This window comes from Enterobacter sp. CPE_E890 (assembly GCF_046521475.1).
Lineage (GTDB): Bacteria > Pseudomonadota > Gammaproteobacteria > Enterobacterales > Enterobacteriaceae > Enterobacter > Enterobacter adelaidei.
Genome location: NZ_JBKFZW010000001.1, coordinates 4,023,894 through 4,039,710 on the forward strand (window position 1 = coordinate 4,023,894; position 15,817 = coordinate 4,039,710).

A 15,817-nucleotide genomic window follows, 5' to 3' on the forward strand; every position below is an offset into this window, starting at 1 on the left:
GGAGCTCACTTGATTACACATATTAGCCCGCTTGGCTCAATGGATATGTTGTCGCAGCTGGAAGTGGACATGCTTAAACGCACGGCCAGCAGCGATCTTTATCAACTGTTTCGTAACTGTTCACTTGCCGTACTGAACTCCGGAAGCCTGACAGATAACAGTAAAGAACTGCTGTCCCGCTTCGAAAGCTTTGATATCAACGTGCTGCGCCGCGAGCGTGGCGTGAAACTGGAAGTGATCAACCCGCCGGAAGACGCCTTCGTCGACGGGCGCATTATTCGCTCACTTCAGGCCAACCTGTTTGCCGTGCTGCGTGACATCCTGTTTGTTAACGGGCAGATCCACAACGCAGGCCGTTTCCAGCATCTCGACCTGGAAAGCTCTGTTCATATCACCAACCTGGTGTTCTCGATTTTGCGAAACGCTCGTGCCCTGCACGTCGGCGAAGCACCGAACATGGTCGTTTGCTGGGGCGGCCACTCCATTAACGAAACCGAATATCTCTATGCCCGTCGGGTGGGAACGCAACTCGGCCTGCGTGAACTGAATATCTGTACGGGCTGTGGCCCAGGGGCAATGGAAGCGCCAATGAAAGGTGCCGCGGTTGGACATGCGCAACAGCGTTACAAAGAGGGGCGATTTATCGGTATGACCGAACCGTCAATCATCGCTGCTGAGCCACCTAACCCGCTGGTTAATGAGCTGATTATCATGCCGGATATTGAGAAACGTCTTGAGGCGTTTGTCCGTATCGCCCACGGCATAATCATCTTCCCGGGCGGTGTGGGGACAGCGGAAGAGTTGCTTTATCTGCTGGGCATTCTGATGAACCCGGCCAATAAAGATCAGGTTCTGCCGTTGATCCTGACCGGACCAAAAGAGAGCGCCGACTACTTCCGCGTGCTGGACGAGTTCATCGTGCATACGCTGGGGGAATCCGCGCGTCGTCACTATCGCATCATCATTGATGATGCAGCAGAAGTGGCTCGTCAGATGAAAAAATCGATGCCGCTGGTGAAAGAGAATCGTCGTGATACCGGCGATGCTTACAGCTTCAACTGGTCAATTCGTATTGCACCGGACCTGCAGATCCCATTCGAACCTACGCACGAGAATATGGCGAACCTGAAACTCTACCCGGATCAACCGGTGGAAGTCCTGGCTGCCGATCTGCGTCGTGCCTTCTCCGGGATTGTGGCGGGGAACGTGAAAGAGATGGGCATCCGCGCCATTGAACAACATGGTCCGTACAAAATTCACGGTGACCGGGAGATGATGCGTCGCATGGACGATATGCTGCAGGGCTTTGTCGCCCAACACCGCATGAAGCTGCCAGGCTCAGCCTACATTCCTTGCTACGAAATCTGCACTTAACGCTTAGCGTCTTCTCTTTAAAGCCGGGTCGTCATACAACGCGTCCCGGCTTTTTTATTACCGAAGCAATTCATATAGCTCGCTTATATCTTTTACAAATCACACCAGAACGCAAACGATTACCTTGATTTTACAACCGTAAGTTATCAGCCTTAATCCAAATTACCCGCCAGAAAATACTAAAAACCCGTTTCTTTACAGCTAAAGACACCTATATCACGGGCCTGTCTTTCAGCTCACATGTCGTTAGTGGTAGCCTTCGCGCCCGTAAATTCTCTTTGATGTTTTTTTAACAGATAAATGGTCTAAAGATGCCCACATCATAAGTGGATTATTGCATTTGAGATCGCGATCACTGATAGATTCATAACGAGAATGTATCTTTCCGCCCGCCAATAGTTACGGGTGAAAATTATTAAAAAACCGTCACTGAACGAATTTCATATTACCGTCAGGCACTTTTTCATCGGATTTGACTTAAAACCTGACAATTTGCTTCCTCCAGGAGATACAGATGGAAACCACTCAAACCAGCACCGTTGCTTCGATTGAATCCCGAAGTGGTTGGCGCAAAACGGATACCATGTGGATGCTTGGCCTTTACGGCACAGCAATCGGCGCTGGTGTACTGTTCCTTCCTATCAACGCAGGCGTCGGCGGTCTGATCCCGCTGATCATCATGGCCATCATTGCTTTCCCGATGACCTTCTTCGCACACCGCGGTCTGACCCGCTTCGTGCTGTCCGGTAAAAACCCGGGCGAAGACATCACTGAAGTGGTTGAAGAGCACTTCGGTATCGGCGCAGGTAAACTGATTACCCTGCTCTACTTCTTCGCGATTTACCCAATTCTGCTGGTTTACAGCGTGGCAATCACCAACACCGTTGAAAGCTTCATGACGCACCAGCTGCACATGACGCCGCCTCCGCGTGCAATTCTGTCTCTGATTCTGATCGTAGGCATGATGACTATCGTGCGCTTCGGTGAGCAGATGATTGTTAAAGCAATGAGCGTACTGGTCTTCCCGTTCGTGATTGCTCTGATGGTACTGGCTTGCTACCTGATCCCACAGTGGAACGGTGCAGCACTGGAAACCCTGTCCCTGAGCAGCGCATCTGCAACCGGTAACGGCCTGCTGATGACCCTGTGGCTGGCGATTCCGGTAATGGTCTTCTCCTTCAACCACTCCCCAATCATCTCCTCCTTCGCAGTGGCGAAGCGTGAAGAGTACGGCAACGGTGCAGAGAAGAAATGCTCCAGCATCCTGGCACGTGCACACATCATGATGGTACTGACCGTGATGTTCTTCGTCTTCAGCTGCGTACTGAGCCTCTCCCCGGCGGATCTGGCAGCAGCGAAAGAGCAGAACATCTCTATTCTGTCTTACCTGGCGAACCACTTTAACGCACCAGTCATTGCGTGGATGGCACCTATCATCGCGATTATCGCCATCACCAAATCCTTCCTCGGTCACTACCTGGGCGCGCGTGAAGGCTTCAACGGTATGGTGATCAAATCTCTGCGCGGTAAAGGCAAGAGCATTGAAATCAGCAAGCTGAACAAAATCACCGCTCTGTTCATGCTGATCACCACCTGGGCAGTTGCGACTCTGAACCCAAGCATCCTGGGCATGATTGAAACTCTGGGTGGCCCGGTTATCGCGATGATTCTGTTCCTGATGCCGATGTACGCGATTCAGAAAGTGCCTGCGATGCGTAAATACAGCGGCCACATCAGCAACGTCTTCGTTGTTGTGATGGGTCTGATTGCCATCTCCGCTATTTTCTTCTCACTGTTCAGCTAATACCTCCTGCGCCGTCCTCGGGCGGCGCATTCTTCCTCTCTGACTGAAAGCAATGGACGCATCATGATTAGCGTATTCGATATTTTCAAAATCGGTATTGGTCCTTCCAGCTCTCACACCGTCGGACCAATGAAAGCCGGTAAGCAGTTCACGGATGACTTGATTGCACGCGGCATTCTGCATGACGTAACCCGCGTGGTTGTTGATGTTTACGGTTCTCTTTCCCTGACCGGGAAAGGCCACCATACCGATATCGCCATTATCATGGGCCTGGCGGGAAACCTGCCGGATACCGTTGATATTGACGCGATCCCTGGCTTCATCCAGGACGTTAATACCCACGGTCGCCTGCTGCTGGCAAATGGCGAACATGAAGTGGAATTCCCGGTTGATCGCTGCATGAATTTCCATGCTGACAACCTGTCGCTGCACGAAAACGGTATGCGTATCACTGCGCTGGCCGGCGACAAAGCGGTATACAGCCAGACTTACTACTCTATCGGCGGCGGTTTTATCGTCGACGAAGACCACTTTGGTCAAACCAGTACCTCTTCGGTCGACGTGCCTTATCCGTACAAAACTGCGGCGGACCTTCAGCGTCACTGCCAGGAGACAGGACTTTCCCTCTCCGGCCTGATGATGAAAAACGAGCTGGCACTTCACAGCAAAGCGGAGCTGGAACAGCACTTTGCTAATGTTTGGGAAGTGATGCGCGGCGGTATTGAGCGCGGGATCACCACCGAAGGCGTTCTGCCTGGCAAGCTTCGCGTGCCGCGTCGTGCAGCAGCGCTACGCCGTATGTTGGTCAGCACCGACAAAACGACAACAGATCCAATGGCAGTCGTGGACTGGATCAACATGTTCGCGCTGGCAGTAAACGAGGAGAACGCCGCAGGTGGCCGCGTGGTCACTGCGCCGACCAACGGTGCCTGCGGTATCGTTCCGGCCGTGCTCGCGTACTACGACAAGTTTATCCGCGAAGTGAACGCTAATTCTCTGGCGCGCTACCTGCTGGTCGCCAGTGCAATCGGTTCCCTGTATAAGATGAACGCGTCAATTTCTGGTGCGGAAGTAGGCTGTCAGGGTGAAGTCGGTGTGGCTTGCTCTATGGCGGCGGCGGGTCTGGCTGAGCTGTTGGGTGCAAGCCCAACGCAGGTGTGCATTGCTGCAGAAATTGGCATGGAACATAACCTGGGGCTGACCTGTGACCCGGTTGCCGGACAGGTACAGGTGCCGTGTATCGAGCGTAACGCGATCGCTTCCGTGAAGGCGGTGAACGCTGCACGTATGGCCCTGCGTCGTACCAGCGAACCGCGCGTCTGTCTCGATAAAGTTATCGAAACCATGTACGAAACCGGGAAAGATATGAACGCCAAATACCGCGAAACCTCTCGCGGCGGTCTGGCGATGAAGATCGTTACCTGCGATTAAGCCTCTCAGGAAGCCTCGTTTTGCGAGGCTTCTTCCTGTTTCCCCTCACACTATTCGTTTCATCCTGCCGACAGTGTTACCCTTTACCCATCAGATTTAAGGGAGAATCTCTGTGGCTGTTCATTTGCTTATTGTCGACGCACTCAACCTGATTCGCCGGATCCATGCGGTACAAGGCACCCCCTGTAAAGACACTTGCCTGCACGCACTGGAGCAGCTTATCCGCCATAGCGAACCGACTCATGTTGTGGCCGTGTTTGACGACGAAGCGCGTAACACTGGCTGGCGTCACCAGCGCCTGCCTGATTACAAGGCCGGACGTGCCCCGATGCCAGACGATCTGCATGCCGAGATGCCCGCCATTCGTGCCGCCTTTGAACAGCGCGGCGTCCCTTGCTGGGGGGCGCATGGCAATGAAGCTGACGATCTGGCGGCAACACTTGCGGTTAAAGTTGCCAGCGCTGGGCATCAGGCGACGATTGTTTCAACCGATAAAGGCTACTGCCAGCTGCTCTCACCTACGATCCGCATCCGTGATTACTTCCAGAAACGCTGGCTTGATGCCCCTTTCATTGCCAGTGAGTTTGGCGTCTCGCCTGAACAGCTGCCAGATTACTGGGGGCTGGCGGGTATCAGCAGCTCGAAGGTGCCGGGTGTCGCGGGTATAGGGCCAAAAAGTGCCGCTCAGTTGCTAACGGATTTTCAGAGTCTGGAAGGGATTTACGCCAGGCTGGATGAGGTGCCGGAAAAATGGCGCAAGAAGCTTGAAGCAAACAAAGAGATGGCCTTTATCTGCCGGGATGTAGCGACGCTACAAACGAGTTTACAGCTGGACGGGAATTTGCAGCAGTTAAGGCTGGAACGTTAATACAATTCACGATTTGTCTGCCCGGCAAGCACAGCGCCACCGGGCAAAATAAAGCACACACTATCGCTCGTCGCGACGTCCACCGACAGCGGCCCACCAGCGACGAATATGCACCGTCACCTCTTCGCGGTCGTGATACAGCTGACGCGCCTGGATCTCCGCGTTAATGCCATGCTCATCCAGTTGCTGCTGAATATAAGCCAGATTCTGCGACACTTCCTCATAGCGCTTTTTCATTGGCAACTTGAGGTTGAAGATCGTCTCACGACACCAGCCGTTCACCAGCCAGGAAGCCATCAGCGCGGCCACTTTGGCCGGTTTCTCAACCATATCGCACACCATCCAGGAGATGTTGTTCCGGTTCGGACGATAGCGGAAACCATCTTCACGCAGCCAGGTAACCTGCCCGGTATCCATCAGGCTTTGTGCCATCGGGCCGTTATCGACAGATGAAACCCACATGTTACGTTTCACCAGTTGGTAGGTCCAGCCGCCCGGGCACGCACCGAGATCGACGGCATACATGCCGTTTGCCAGACGCTCGTCCCACTCATCTGCCGGGATAAAGACGTGGAAGGCTTCTTCCAGCTTCAGCGTTGAACGGCTCGGCGCATCGGCCGGGAAGCGCAAACGCGGGATGCCCATAAAGAAGGGAGAGTTGTTGGTGGTGTATGAATACCCCGTATAGCAGCAGCCTGGTGCGATAAAGAAGATATGCACCACCGGACGTTTAGGCGTTTCGTAGTTCGTCAGGATACCCGCATCACGCAGCGCTGCACGCAGCGGTACGGTAAATTTGCGGCAGAACTTCATCAGCTCTTTGCTTTCATTGGTATCCGCCACTTCAACGCGCAGATCCCCGCCCTTCTCCACCACGCCCTGCAGCATGCCGACAATTGGGGTGATACGGTCTTCCGGCGGAAGATCCTTCAGCAGCTCACCCGCGACAAACATCTGGCGGGCAAAGATCAATGAGTTGAAAGGTAGTTCACGCGCCAGCTTATCCGCGTCTTCAGGCTGATAGCATTCAAATACCACATAGCCTGCATTCTCTTTAACGCGCGCAAAGCCGAAGACCTCGCGCTTTGCCGCTTTATCGGTAATTTCCGCGGCGCACTCTTTCTCAAACCCCGGGCGACAATATAAAACAACCTTATTCATGAACAACGCCCTTGCGTTTCAGACGGATAGCTCCGATAAACATTAATACCCAACCCGCCAGGAAGCTAACGCCACCGACAGGTGTAACAAACGCCCACAGGCGTAAATGCGAAAGTGCCAGACAGTAGAGACTGCCACTGAAAAGCACGGTGCCCAACGCCATAAAGACGCTGCTCCAGTAAAACCAGATACTGATACGGCGCTGCATCGCCACCGCCAGCCCAAAAATAGCCAACGTGTGGAATGCCTGATATTCAAGGCCGGTCTGGATCCAGCCCATCTCTACTGCGCCCAAAGACTTGCTTAATACATGTGCGCCAAAAGCGCCCAGTGCAACAAAAATAAAGCCACTCACCGCGGCAAAAATCAGCATGAATCGGCTGGTCATGTTTAAGTCCTGAATTGATGCGTGCCCGGCACACAAACGTTATTGTTCATACCTGAAGCGGAATTTTTCTTGCTCGCTTGCCGCTTTCGCCAGTATCCACTGCCGGAAAGCGGCTATTTTACCCAGTTCTGCCTGACTGTCATGACAAACCAGATAAAACGCATTCTTGCTGACCAGAACATCATTAAAAGGGCAAACCAGGCGGCCTGCCTCAATTTCGGACTGCGCCATGACGTTGTTCGCCAACGCCACGCCTTGCCCGTGAATAGCAGCCTGTAACACCATCGCACTGTGGCTAAAAATGGGCCCCTGCTGCACGTTTATATGAGTAAGACCTAATTGACGGGTATAAGTTTGCCAGTCACGGCGAGACGCATCATGTAAAAGTGTATGTTGCGCCAGGTCAGCAGGTGTCTTCAGCGCCTTTTCACCCGTTAATAGCAGAGGCGAACAGACCGGCAGGAGATATTCTGCGTATAATTTTTCGACGCGCAAGCCCGGCCAGTTACCGCGACCGTAAAAAATGGCGACATCGACGTCATCTGCCAGCTTGTCTTCCTGACGATCGACCGCCTGGATTCGAACGTCGATCCCCGGATAAGCTGAGTTAAAGCTTGAGAGTCTTGGCACCAGCCATTGAATGGCAAAACTGGGCAATAAACTAACAGTCAGGGCACCTTTTGCACTTCGGGCCTGCAGCTTACGCGTGGCCTCCGTGAGCTGGGAAAAAATCTCTTTAATATCCTGAAAATAGCTCTGCCCCTCTTCGGTCAACAGCAATGAACGGTTGCGTCGACGAAACAGCTTAAGGCCCAGAAAATCCTCCAGGGACTTGATTTGGTGACTTACTGCGGCCTGTGTCACAAAAAGCTCATCTGCTGCACGTGTAAAGCTCAGGTGACGTGCTGCTGCATCAAAAACACGTAATGCATTAAGGGGTGGCAATCGCTTCGACATGGTTATCTGGCTTAGATGTTAACGGATTTTAACAAACAGGAAACAACGTTTAACCTATTAGTTTTTTTTATCTGAGACATTATAATTTGTCCGTTGAGGAACTACCAGCAAATACCTATAGTGGCGGCACTTCCTGAGCCGGAACGAAGAGCTTTTTTTGGAATGCGTGTTCTGAAGGGCTTTTGGCTTACGGTTGTGATGTTGTGTTGTTGTGTTTGCAATTGGTCTGCGATTCAGACCACGGTAGCAACGCTACCAATTTTTCACTTCCTGTACATTTACCCTGTCTGTCCATAGTGATTAATGTAGCACCGCCAATTTGCGGTGCTTTTTTTTCGCCTGCGATCTTAGTGCTGAATCTCAACCATCTCTTTAACATCGCTTCGGTTGATCTGCTGCTTGTTCCCGTTGGCATCTTTGTATGAAATCATCCCGGTATCATTATCAGTTGACGGTTTCCCTTCCGAAACGATGGAACGACCATCGTTGGTGTGCATCACGTAGTTGTTACCAGAACAGGCGCTCAGGGCAAAAGTAAACGCACAGGCAGAAATGATTGCAGCTGTCTTGTTCATGATTATTCTCCTTTAGCAATTAATGCTATTCAAACCTCGATTTATAACAGGCTAAAACATCCGCCTAACACTATTTAGCATAACCTGCTTTTTTGGGGTCATCAGGATAAGCAGACAATTCTGATAGATATCAACCTCCTTGCCCTGCCGCTGAAATTGCGCGACGATCTTGCTATTGAAATGAGGAATCCCATGAACGCTTTCAGTCCCGCACATTTTCGCGAACAGTTTCCGGCGCTGGCCGATGCCGGTATTTATCTTGATAGCGCTGCCACCGCCCTGAAGCCACAGGCGGTTATTGAAGCGACGCAGCAGTTCTACAGCCTGAGCGCCGGGAATGTGCATCGCAGCCAGTTTGCCGAAGCGCAGCGTCTGACCGCGCGCTATGAAGCCGCACGCGATCAGGTAGCACGTTTGATCAATGCAGAAGGCGGGAAAAATATCGTCTGGACGCGGGGCACGACCGAAGCCATCAATATGGTGGCCCAGTGCTATGCACGCCCGTTGCTACAGCCAGGAGATGAGATCATCGTCAGTGAGGCAGAGCACCATGCCAACCTGGTACCGTGGTTGATGGTCGCTGAGCAAACGGGGGCACGTATTGTGAAACTCCCGCTGGGACCAGATCTCCTACCCGACGTGGCTCAACTGCCTGAGTTGATTACTCCACGCAGCCGCATTCTGGCCCTCGGGCAGATGTCGAACGTCACGGGGGGATGTCCGGATCTGGCTCAGGCCATTCGCATCGCCCATGCCAGCGGCATGGTGGTGATGGTCGATGGCGCACAAGGGATCGTGCATTTCCCTGCTGATGTGCAAAAGCTGGATATTGATTTTTACGCTTTCTCTGCACACAAGCTGTATGGCCCAACCGGCATCGGAGCGTTGTACGGTAAGCCGGAACTGCTGGCGCAAATGACACCGTGGCTCGGTGGCGGCAAAATGATTACCGAAGTGACCTTCGACGGCTTTAAAACCCAGGAGATTCCCTATCGCCTTGAAGCCGGTACGCCAAACGTGGCCGGCGTCATTGGTCTGAGTGCCGCTCTCGAATGGCTTGCTGAAACAGACACTGCTCAGGCTGAAAGCTGGAGCCGCGGACTGGCGACGCTTGCAGAGGAAGAACTCAAAAAGCGCCCGGGTTTCCGCTCGTTCCGCGTTCAGGATTCCAGCCTGCTCGCCTTTGATTTTGCAGGCGTTCATCATAGCGACATGGTGACGCTACTTGCCGGGTATGGCATTGCCCTGCGTGCCGGACAGCATTGTGCCCAGCCGCTCCTGGCGGCACTCGGCGTTAGCGGTACGCTACGCGCCTCGTTTGCGCCATATAATACCCGAAGCGATGTTGATGCGCTGGTTGCCGCCGTCGACCGCGCCCTTGAAATACTGGTGGATTAATGACTCACGCTGCTTTAGCCGGACATCCGTTTGGCACGGTCATCACAGAAGAGACCTTAAAACAGACCTTCGCCCCTCTCTCACAATGGGAAGATAAATATCGCCAGTTAATCCTTCTCGGTAAACAGCTCCCGACGCTGTCTGACGACCTAAAAGCCCAGGCAAAAGAGATCGCTGGCTGCGAGAACCGCGTCTGGCTGGGCGTCAGCGTCGCTGGCGAGAAGCTGCATTTCTTTGGCGACAGCGAAGGACGTATTGTCCGCGGGCTGTTGGCGGTACTGTTAACCGCCGTCGAGGGGAAAAGCGCGGCGGAGTTGCTGGCACACTCGCCGCTGGCGCTGTTTGATGAGCTTGGGCTGCGGGCGCAGCTTAGCGCCTCACGCGGCCAGGGTCTGATCGCGCTTAGCGAAGCGGTGCAGGATGCGGCACGTCAGGCTCAGGCCTGACGTTCTGCTTTCGCCATCATCTTCTTCAGGGCGTGAGATACAGCTATAAAACCGAAGGACGCGGTCACCATAGTGGCCGCACCAAAGCCTGAGGCACAATCCATACGTTTTGGCCCTTCCGCCGTACTTTTCATCGCACAGACAGAGCCATCAGCCTGCGGGTAGACCAGCGCTTCTGTAGAAAACACGCAGTCAACGCCGAGCTTGCCTTTGCTGTTCTTCACCACGTTAAAGTCGCTCTTCAGCCTTTCACGCAGCTTGGCAGCCAGCGGATCCTGAATGGTTTTCGCCAGATCGGCCACCTGGATCTGCGTAGGGTCGATCTGCCCTCCTGCGCCACCAGTGGTGACCAGAGGTACCTTGTAACGACGACAGTAAGCGATCAGCGCGGCTTTAGGGCGTACGCTGTCAATGGCATCAATCACATAGCTGTAGCCTTTATTCATGTACTCTGCGACGTTATCGGCTGTCACAAAGTCGTCAATGACCGTCACCCGGCATTCAGGGTTGATCAGACGAATACGCTCCGCCATGACCTCAGATTTTGCCAGACCGACGTTATCACGCAGGGCATGGATTTGACGGTTGGTGTTGGTGACGCACACGTCGTCCATATCAATCAGCGTGATTGCGCCAATACCGGTTCTCGCCAGCGCTTCTGCCGCCCAGGAACCCACACCACCAATACCCACGACGCAAACATGCGCATCCGCAAACAGCTGCAGGGCTTTTTCACCATAGAGACGTGCCGTGCCGCCAAAACGCTGACGCCAGGCATCGCTGATTACCACTGACATAAAACCTCAGATGTAAAAAGGGTGAGGTTTCTCCTCACCCTGAACATGAATCCGTATTGCGCTCAGAATACCACAATCAGCCGCTGAATACGCTTCCTGCGCCCGGCGCTGCTTTGAGCACCCATACGCGTCCGTAGTGGTTATACCAGCCGGCACGGTGACCCGCATCCGGACCAATCCCCTGATAGATATCGAAGTGCTGGCCTTTAATCGCCCCACCCACATCCAGCGCCACCATCAGACGTAGCTCATACTGGCCGTTAAATTTGCCATTATTATCCAGCAGAGGCACTTCCGCGAGCAGCGTAGTGCCAGCAGGAATAATTGAACGATCCGATGCCACCGACGCACGACCAATCAGCGGTACAGCGCTCGCCCCTTTCACCGGAGCAAAGTTTTGCGGTTTAAAGAAGACAAACGACGGGTTTTGTTCCAGCAGCTCGCGCACCTCGGCTTCGCTGTGTTTTTCACCCCACTCGCGGATCGCCTGCATCGACATATCTTCTTTCTTCACTTCGCCGCGATCGATCAACACCTTACCAATACTGCGATAGGCATGGCCGTTTTTACCGGAATAGCTGAAGAAGTTAAGCGGCGAACCATCACCGAAATCAATATAACCGCTGCCCTGAACATCCATGATGAAGTTATCCATCAGTGAATTGCTGTAAGCCAGGACGTAGTTTTCGCTCAACGCACCAGAGTAGATTTCTGCACGGGACGGCAGGCGGCCGCGTTTTGGCGGCATACGATAAATTGGATACTGGAATTCGCCCTGGCGGGAGTGCCGCGCCTGAATCACTGGCGTGTAATACCCCGTGAACTGGACGTTCCCGTAGTTATCTGCCCCTTCCATCTGCCAGGCGTCGATACCAAACTGGCGCATGTTGCGCGTATCGCCGCCCGCGCGCAGCCAGTCCTGTACTGCACTGTAAACGTTGTTTTGTGAGCCATACAGGCGTGGTGACGCATTGCGGATCTGATAGACCTGCTCGGAGAAATCTCCGGCGTTAATCGGTGCGCCAACAGCATCAGGCTGGTTAACTAAGGAGAAAGGCTGGGATAATTTCCCGTCTTTATACTGTTGACCGCGATCGGTCGGTTTGGAAGAGCAGGCCGCAAGAATGGCTACCATTGCGCCCGTCATCAGATACTTCGCCCAACGTCCTTTCATTATATCTCGTCTTTAAGTTGCCCATTTCCGCGTGATGAAGATAACAAACCGCCAGGGCTAATGAAATGCGATCGCATGACCTTTGGCAAATTTTGCGCAAAAAATAGTCCAAACAGAGCCATGTCGTTCAATTTGCATACAAAATCATGATTTATGTGAAAAAGGGGTTGCATCACAAACCTATCCGAGTATAGTGCGCATCCACGGACGCGGGGTGGAGCAGCCTGGTAGCTCGTCGGGCTCATAACCCGAAGGTCGTCGGTTCAAATCCGGCCCCCGCAACCAATTAAAATTTGATGAAGTATCTTCTACAACAGTAGAAAGACGGACGCGGGGTGGAGCAGCCTGGTAGCTCGTCGGGCTCATAACCCGAAGGTCGTCGGTTCAAATCCGGCCCCCGCAACCAATCAAATTTGAAGAAGTAAGTTTCTACAGAAGTAGAAAGACGGACGCGGGGTGGAGCAGCCTGGTAGCTCGTCGGGCTCATAACCCGAAGGTCGTCGGTTCAAATCCGGCCCCCGCAACCAATACTTCTTAAAACAATAAACACCCTTAAGGGTGTTTTTTTGTATCTGTCGTTTGTGAATTTGCCGGGTATTTCACCCGGCTGAAAGATTTACCCGCGTCGCGCCAGCGTCGCCCCATCAGAGAAATACGCTCGGATCCCTGCCAGAATCGACTCCGCTACCTCCTGCTGGAATTTTGCCGTCTTGAGCTTACGCTCTTCTTCAACATTACTGATAAAAGCCGTCTCAACCAGAATGGACGGAATGTCCGGCGCCTTGAGCACCGCAAACCCGGCCTGTTCTACGCTGTTTTTATGCAGCTTATTGATGTTACCCAGCTTGCCCAACACCGCTTTACCAAATTTCAGGCTGTCGTTGATGGTCAGTGATTGCACCATATCGAACATGGTGTGATCGACATAACGGTCGCCGCTTTTGCCCACACCACCGATGAGATCCGAGGCGTTCTGGGTATCCGCGAGATATCTCGCGGCAGTACTGGTCGCCCCTTTGGTTGAGAGCGCAAACACCGAAGAACCGCTTGGCTGGCGGCTGGTAAACGCATCCGCATGGATAGACACAAACAAATCGGCGCGCTGCTTCTGCGCTTTTGCCACGCGAACTTTCAGCGGAATAAAGACATCTTCATTACGCGTCATATAGGCGCGCATATTGCCTTCTTTATCGATCAACGCCTTCAGACGGCGGGCGATTTGCAGCACCACGTCTTTTTCGCGGGTGCGATATTTTCCGACAGCACCCGAGTCTTCCCCGCCGTGCCCCGGATCAAGCATGATCACAATCGGACGATCGCGCCCTGCTTTACCCGGCTGTGGGCCACTTTGCGCAGGTGGAACCTGCTTCTCAAGATTGCCCTGGTTATAATCTTCCAGTAACGCCAACAGAGGATCCTGAATATCCGTCGCATTCGCCGGGTAGAGATCCATTACCAGACGCTCTTTGAAGGTCGCAACAGGTGCGAGAGCAAACAGTTGAGGCTTAACGTTCTGCTTCAGCTCAAACACCATACGCACGGTTTGCGGATCAAACTGCCCGACGCGCGCCGATTTAATAAACGGATCGTCACCGCGGATCTGCGCCGCCATCCCCTTCAGCACGGAATTGAGATTCACCCCTTCGAGATCCACGACCACGCGTTCAGGATTGCTTAAGGCAAATTGCTTATATTTCAACACGCGATTGGATTCAACCGTCACGCGCGTATAGGTCGACGACGGCCAGACGCGAACCGCCACCACCTGACTTGTGGCGGCTAATCCTACCTGACTGACGCTAAGCAACCACATTGCCCCGGCCCCTTTTAACAAACGGCGACGGCTTATTGCTGAGTTGGATCCCGACATGCTTCTCCCGAGCAAGAAAACTGACTGATATACAAAATGTCCAAATTGACCGAAAACTTTAACGAATGACGCATAAACTGTCATCTATTAAAGGGTAAACAATCATACGTTAACGCACGGATTACTTATTAATTTCTGTGGGTCGCGGAAAATTTGCGCTTGCACACACGCCCACAATCGAATAAAAATACAGAAATTACGAATAAACATTCATTAAGGGTTGTGCCATGGTGAAGGAGCGTAGAACCGAACTGGTCCAGGGATTCCGCCATTCTGTTCCCTATATCAACGCCCATCGGGGAAAAACGTTTGTCATCATGCTTGGCGGCGAAGCCATTGAGCATGAAAATTTTTCCAGCATCGTCAATGATATTGGCCTGCTACACAGCCTCGGGATCCGCCTGGTGGTGGTCTATGGCGCGCGCCCGCAGATCGACGCCAACCTGGCCGCACACCACCACGAGCCGATTTACCACAAACATACCCGCGTTACGGATGCGAAAACCCTGGAGCTGGTGAAGCAAGCTGCAGGTCTGCTGCAGCTGGATATTACGGCTCGCCTGTCGATGAGCCTGAATAACACGCCATTGCAGGGTGCGCATATCAACGTCGTGAGCGGTAACTTCATCATTGCCCAGCCGCTCGGCGTGGACGATGGCGTCGATTACTGCCACAGCGGCCGTATTCGTCGTATTGATGAAGAAGCTATTCACCGCCAGCTGGACAGCGGTGCCATCGTGCTGATGGGCCCGGTCGCCGTTTCCGTGACCGGAGAAAGCTTTAACCTGACGTCTGAAGAGATTGCCACGCAGCTGGCGATCAAGCTGAAGGCGGAAAAAATGATTGGGTTTTGCTCTTCCCAGGGTGTCGTAAACGATGAAGGGGTGATTGTGCCCGAACTCTTCCCTAATGAAGCCCAGGCCCGCGTAGAAGCACTGGAAGCTGAAGGTGACTACCATTCTGGTACCGTGCGTTTTCTGCGTGGTGCGGTGAAAGCCTGTCGCAGCGGCGTGCGCCGCAGCCACCTGATCAGCTATCAGGAAGACGGCGCCCTACTGCAGGAGCTGTTCTCCCGCGACGGTATTGGTACACAGATTGTGATGGAGAGTGCGGAGCAGATCCGCCGCGCCACCATCAATGATATCGGCGGTATTCTGGAACTGATCCGGCCGCTGGAGCAACAGGGTATTCTGGTGCGTCGTTCGCGGGAACAGCTGGAAATGGAGATCGACAAATTCACCATTATTCAGCGCGATAACCTGACCATTGCCTGTGCCGCACTCTATCCATTCCCGGAAGAGAAGATCGGTGAAATGGCCTGCGTGGCGGTGCACCCTGATTACCGCAGCTCCTCACGCGGCGAAATGCTGCTTGAGCGCGTGGCAGCGCAAGCCCGCCAGATGGGCCTGAGCAAGCTGTTCGTCCTGACGACACGCAGCATTCACTGGTTCCAGGAGCGTGGATTCACGCCGGTAGATATAGATTATCTGCCAGAAACGAAGAAAGAGATGTACAACTATCAGCGCCGTTCAAAAGTGCTGATGGCTGATCTGGGATGATACGATGCCCTCACC

The 15,817-nt window shown here is 53.3% G+C and carries 14 protein-coding genes and 3 tRNA genes; 10 read left to right on the forward strand and 7 right to left on the reverse strand.

Annotated features, from left to right (window positions below):
- Positions 1-9: 9 nt before the first annotated feature.
- The 4 genes from ppnN (at position 10) to xni (ending at position 5,477) form a co-directional block, all read left to right on the forward strand.
- On the forward strand, positions 10-1,374 hold the full coding sequence (gene ppnN / locus ACLHV9_RS19870) for a nucleotide 5'-monophosphate nucleosidase PpnN (protein WP_108091054.1): 1,365 nt from the start codon (positions 10-12) through the stop codon (positions 1,372-1,374).
- 514 nt (positions 1,375-1,888) lie between these two features.
- Positions 1,889-3,178 (forward strand): HAAAP family serine/threonine permease, encoded by a 1,290-nt coding sequence (locus ACLHV9_RS19875; protein ID WP_028016894.1) that lies wholly within the window; start codon positions 1,889-1,891, stop codon positions 3,176-3,178.
- A 63-nt stretch (positions 3,179-3,241) separates the two neighbouring features.
- Complete coding sequence (locus tag ACLHV9_RS19880; RefSeq protein WP_108091055.1) at positions 3,242-4,609, forward strand: L-serine ammonia-lyase; 1,368 nt, start codon at positions 3,242-3,244, stop codon at positions 4,607-4,609.
- Between the two features lie 112 nt (positions 4,610-4,721).
- Positions 4,722-5,477: a flap endonuclease Xni gene (xni, locus tag ACLHV9_RS19885; RefSeq protein ID WP_108091056.1), complete on the forward strand. Its 756-nt coding sequence runs from the start codon at positions 4,722-4,724 to the stop codon at positions 5,475-5,477.
- Between the two features lie 60 nt (positions 5,478-5,537).
- Here the strand turns inward: xni and rlmM are convergent, their stop codons facing one another.
- The 4 genes from rlmM to ACLHV9_RS19905 all read right to left on the reverse strand — a co-directional run bounded on the left by rlmM (position 5,538) and on the right by ACLHV9_RS19905 (position 8,558).
- Positions 5,538-6,638, reverse strand: a complete 1,101-nt coding sequence (gene rlmM, locus ACLHV9_RS19890) for a 23S rRNA (cytidine(2498)-2'-O)-methyltransferase RlmM (RefSeq protein ID WP_049005912.1) — start codon at positions 6,636-6,638, stop codon at positions 5,538-5,540.
- Entirely contained in the window at positions 6,631-7,026 is a 396-nt protein-coding gene (locus tag ACLHV9_RS19895; protein ID WP_028014272.1) for a DUF423 domain-containing protein, read from the reverse strand. Before ACLHV9_RS19895 ends, rlmM begins: the two co-directional genes overlap by 8 nt.
- Positions 7,027-7,065: 39 nt before the next feature.
- On the reverse strand, positions 7,066-7,983 hold the full coding sequence (gene gcvA, locus ACLHV9_RS19900) for a glycine cleavage system transcriptional regulator GcvA (RefSeq protein ID WP_028016898.1): 918 nt from the start codon (positions 7,981-7,983) through the stop codon (positions 7,066-7,068).
- A gap of 347 nt (positions 7,984-8,330) precedes the next feature.
- On the reverse strand, positions 8,331-8,558 hold the full coding sequence (locus tag ACLHV9_RS19905) for a YgdI/YgdR family lipoprotein (protein WP_028016899.1): 228 nt from the start codon (positions 8,556-8,558) through the stop codon (positions 8,331-8,333).
- Between the two features lie 192 nt (positions 8,559-8,750).
- Between ACLHV9_RS19905 and csdA the strand changes: the two genes are divergently transcribed.
- Positions 8,751-9,956, forward strand: a complete 1,206-nt coding sequence (gene csdA / locus ACLHV9_RS19910) for a cysteine desulfurase CsdA (RefSeq protein WP_407221003.1) — start codon at positions 8,751-8,753, stop codon at positions 9,954-9,956.
- Positions 9,956-10,402, forward strand: a complete 447-nt coding sequence (gene csdE / locus ACLHV9_RS19915) for a cysteine desulfurase sulfur acceptor subunit CsdE (RefSeq protein WP_108091058.1) — start codon at positions 9,956-9,958, stop codon at positions 10,400-10,402. The genes csdA and csdE overlap by 1 nt, the downstream gene beginning before the upstream one ends.
- Here the strand turns inward: csdE and tcdA are convergent.
- Complete coding sequence (tcdA, locus tag ACLHV9_RS19920) at positions 10,393-11,199, reverse strand: tRNA cyclic N6-threonylcarbamoyladenosine(37) synthase TcdA (RefSeq protein WP_049005906.1); 807 nt, start codon at positions 11,197-11,199, stop codon at positions 10,393-10,395. The genes csdE and tcdA overlap by 10 nt on opposite strands.
- A gap of 76 nt (positions 11,200-11,275) precedes the next feature.
- Complete coding sequence (gene mltA, locus ACLHV9_RS19925) at positions 11,276-12,373, reverse strand: murein transglycosylase A (protein ID WP_028016903.1); 1,098 nt, start codon at positions 12,371-12,373, stop codon at positions 11,276-11,278.
- Positions 12,374-12,581: 208 nt separating this feature from the next.
- Here mltA and ACLHV9_RS19930 point away from each other — a divergent pair.
- The 3 genes from ACLHV9_RS19930 to ACLHV9_RS19940 all read left to right on the forward strand — a co-directional run bounded on the left by ACLHV9_RS19930 (position 12,582) and on the right by ACLHV9_RS19940 (position 12,900).
- Positions 12,582-12,658: transfer RNA gene (locus ACLHV9_RS19930), tRNA-Met, on the forward strand.
- A gap of 44 nt (positions 12,659-12,702) precedes the next feature.
- Positions 12,703-12,779 (forward strand) — tRNA-Met (locus ACLHV9_RS19935).
- A gap of 44 nt (positions 12,780-12,823) precedes the next feature.
- Positions 12,824-12,900: transfer RNA gene (locus tag ACLHV9_RS19940), tRNA-Met, on the forward strand.
- An 89-nt stretch (positions 12,901-12,989) separates the two neighbouring features.
- On the opposite strand, the gene amiC is transcribed toward ACLHV9_RS19940, so the two are convergent.
- Positions 12,990-14,243, reverse strand: coding sequence for an N-acetylmuramoyl-L-alanine amidase AmiC (gene amiC / locus ACLHV9_RS19945; protein WP_028016904.1), 1,254 nt, complete (start codon positions 14,241-14,243; stop codon positions 12,990-12,992).
- Positions 14,244-14,470: 227 nt separating this feature from the next.
- Between amiC and argA the strand changes: the two genes are divergently transcribed.
- The gene (gene argA, locus ACLHV9_RS19950; RefSeq protein ID WP_028016905.1) at positions 14,471-15,802 is read left to right on the forward strand and encodes an amino-acid N-acetyltransferase; all 1,332 of its coding nucleotides are present in this window, start codon (positions 14,471-14,473) and stop codon (positions 15,800-15,802) included.
- Positions 15,803-15,817 lie beyond the last annotated feature (15 nt).

Bases quoted from the DNA above. Each gene is read 5' to 3' on its own strand.
- csdE (WP_108091058.1), top strand. From the start codon at position 9,956: ATGACTCACGCTGCTTTAGCCGGACATCCGTTTGGCACGGTCATCACA.
- ACLHV9_RS19895 (WP_028014272.1), bottom strand. From the start codon at position 7,026: ATGACCAGCCGATTCATGCTGATTTTTGCCGCGGTGAGTGGCTTTATT.
- ACLHV9_RS19875 (WP_028016894.1), top strand. From the start codon at position 1,889: ATGGAAACCACTCAAACCAGCACCGTTGCTTCGATTGAATCCCGAAGT.
- rlmM (WP_049005912.1), bottom strand. From the start codon at position 6,638: ATGAATAAGGTTGTTTTATATTGTCGCCCGGGGTTTGAGAAAGAGTGC.
- gcvA (WP_028016898.1), bottom strand. From the start codon at position 7,983: ATGTCGAAGCGATTGCCACCCCTTAATGCATTACGTGTTTTTGATGCA.
- csdA (WP_407221003.1), top strand. From the start codon at position 8,751: ATGAACGCTTTCAGTCCCGCACATTTTCGCGAACAGTTTCCGGCGCTG.
- ACLHV9_RS19880 (WP_108091055.1), top strand. From the start codon at position 3,242: ATGATTAGCGTATTCGATATTTTCAAAATCGGTATTGGTCCTTCCAGC.
- amiC (WP_028016904.1), bottom strand. From the start codon at position 14,243: ATGTCGGGATCCAACTCAGCAATAAGCCGTCGCCGTTTGTTAAAAGGG.
- argA (WP_028016905.1), top strand. From the start codon at position 14,471: ATGGTGAAGGAGCGTAGAACCGAACTGGTCCAGGGATTCCGCCATTCT.
- tcdA (WP_049005906.1), bottom strand. From the start codon at position 11,199: ATGTCAGTGGTAATCAGCGATGCCTGGCGTCAGCGTTTTGGCGGCACG.
- mltA (WP_028016903.1), bottom strand. From the start codon at position 12,373: ATGAAAGGACGTTGGGCGAAGTATCTGATGACGGGCGCAATGGTAGCC.
- ACLHV9_RS19905 (WP_028016899.1), bottom strand. From the start codon at position 8,558: ATGAACAAGACAGCTGCAATCATTTCTGCCTGTGCGTTTACTTTTGCC.